Source organism: Streptomyces recifensis, from assembly GCF_002154615.1.
Taxonomy (GTDB): Bacteria; Actinomycetota; Actinomycetes; order Streptomycetales; family Streptomycetaceae; genus Streptomyces; species Streptomyces griseoluteus.
The window spans coordinates 1-2,141 of the sequence record NZ_MUNH01000630.1; the positions used below are offsets into that span (position 1 = coordinate 1).

The 2,141-nt window shown below is 73.8% G+C and carries 2 protein-coding genes and 1 pseudogene; 1 reads left to right on the forward strand and 2 read right to left on the reverse strand.

The window, feature by feature from the left end; genetic code table 11:
* Window positions 1-321, reverse strand: a pseudogene (locus tag CCN33_RS27410) (DUF1684 domain-containing protein); the annotation flags it as partial.
* Between the two features lie 34 nt (window positions 322-355).
* Complete coding sequence (locus CCN33_RS27415) at window positions 356-1,279, reverse strand: LLM class F420-dependent oxidoreductase (protein WP_086696113.1); 924 nt, start codon at window positions 1,277-1,279, stop codon at window positions 356-358.
* A gap of 136 nt (window positions 1,280-1,415) precedes the next feature.
* Between CCN33_RS27415 and CCN33_RS27420 the strand changes: the two genes are divergently transcribed.
* Complete coding sequence (locus tag CCN33_RS27420; protein WP_086696114.1) at window positions 1,416-1,880, forward strand: hypothetical protein; 465 nt, start codon at window positions 1,416-1,418, stop codon at window positions 1,878-1,880.
* Window positions 1,881-2,141 lie beyond the last annotated feature (261 nt).

A 2,141-nucleotide genomic window follows, 5' to 3' on the forward strand; every position in this document is an offset into this window, starting at 1 on the left:
CACCTCGATCACCGCGTCCCCCCACACCGCCTCGACGCCGCCGCGCTCGGGGAGCACACCGAAGTGGTGCTCCTCGCGCACCGGCTCCCCGGCCACGGTGAGTTCCTCACCCTCGTCCAGGGTCACCGTGACGCCCTCGGGACCGGTGCGCCAGGTGCCGGGGGCGTCGGGGAAGCGCCGCGGGTGCTCGTCCAGCCAGTTCAGGCTGGTCACCGCGAGGAAGCCGTGCGGGTCGGCGAGGTTCTCCTCGTGCGACCGGTACCAGTCGAGCCAGGACTCGGTGAAGGCGTGGAGGTCCGTCGCGGGGGCGTGGGTGGTCATCGGTGCTCCTTCGTCGTCGTGCGTGAGGGGGGTGTCAGTCCGCCAGTTCGCCGAGGAGGGCGTAGGTGCGCAGCCGGGACGCGTCTCCGGCGAGCTCGGTGCCGGTCAGCACCACCTCCGTCGCCCCGGCGTCCCGGTAGCGGCGCACCTCCGCGGCGACCGTCTTCTCGTCGCCGATCACTGCGAGGTCGGCGGCCCGGCGGGCGCCGGAGAGTTCCAGGACCCTGGCGTAGGACGGGATCTGCTCGTAGAACGCGAGCTGCTCGGTGGCGGTCTCCCGTACAGCGTCGACGTCGTCGGTGACCACGCCGGGCACCAGGGCCACGATCCGGGGCGCGGGACGCCCGGCGGCCTCGGCGGCCGCGTTGACCGCCGGGACGATGTCCCGCTCCAACGCCCGTGGCCCGGCCAGGTACGGCAGGATGCCGTCGGCCAGTTCGCCGCTGACCCGGAGTGCCTGCGGTCCCATCGCGGCGACCAGTACGGGTACGCCGTCCTCGGCGCCCGGGACGCGGGCCGGGACCGGGGTGGCAGCGGTGAGCAGTTCGCCGTGGAAGTCGGCCTCGCCGTGCTCGGTGAGCTGGCGCAGCGCGGTGAGGAACTCGCGCAACCGGGCGATGGGACGTTCGAAGGGCAGACCGAAGCCGCCCTCGGTCAGCAGCTTGGTGCCGAGCGCCAGCCCCAGGTGGTAGCGGCCGTGGGTGGCCGCCTGGGCGGTCTGGGCCTGGCTGGAGACGAGCAGGGGGTGCCGGCCGAAGACCGGGATCGCTGAGGTACCCACCTGGAGTCCGGGCACCTCGCGGCCGACGATCGCGGCCAGCTGGGGCGAGTCCGCGCCGAAGGTCTGCCCGAACCAGGCGGACCGTACCCCCGCCGCCGCGGCCTCGCGGGCCTGGAGAACGGATGCGTCGACCTGGTTCGCGGCGCCGGGCGTGTTGAGCGCTACTCCAACAGTCATGACAAGGAGAACGGCCCGCCCCCGAGGCCGCATTCCGGTCCTTGTGTGACAGGTTCTTTGCGGGTGTGTGGAGGCCCGTCACCCGTACGGCGGTGCGGCACGGTTCGCGGAGGGGGTTCAGGGAACTCGGGGGCGCATGATTCACAGCATCCTGCGCGGCGGCGCGGCAGGCGCCGCCGGGACCACCGCCCTCAACGCCGCCACCTACGCCGACATGGCCCTGCGGGGCAGGTCCGCCAGTGACGTGCCCGCCGAGGCCGCCGACAGGCTCGTCGAGGACGTGGGCCTGCATGTCGGCGGGACCGGGGAGCAGCGGTCGAACCGGCTGGCCGCGCTCGGGGCGCTGAGCGGCATCGGCGTGGGCGTCGCCACCGGCGTGGTCGTCTCCCTGGCGCACCGCGCCGGTGCCCGGGTGCCGTGGTGGCTGGGGAGCCTGGCGACCGGCGTCCTCGCCATGGCGGCCACGGACGCCTCCATGACGCGGCTCGGTGTCACCGATCCCCGGACGTGGTCCCCGACGGACTGGGTGTCCGACCTGGTGCCCCACCTGGTTTTCGGCGCCGTCACCTACGGGGTGGTGGCGGGCGACGGCCACCGCTGACGCTCGCCGCGTCCCGTACCGGCCGTGGCGGGTCGTTCGCGCATGTGCAGAACGGCCGTGCGGCAGGCATGACCCGCAACCTCTCCCCAGGGCCTAGCGGTTAAGTGAGGCGAAGGCCCAAGGTTTCGCAACCATGACGCGGTCGCCACCGCGCTCACGGAGTGACATGAGAGACGACCGGGACGACAGGGACGCGCGCGACGACCGCCGCCCACCCCCGCGCGGCGGGATCCACTGGCTGCCGCCGCGCGGGGGTGGGCG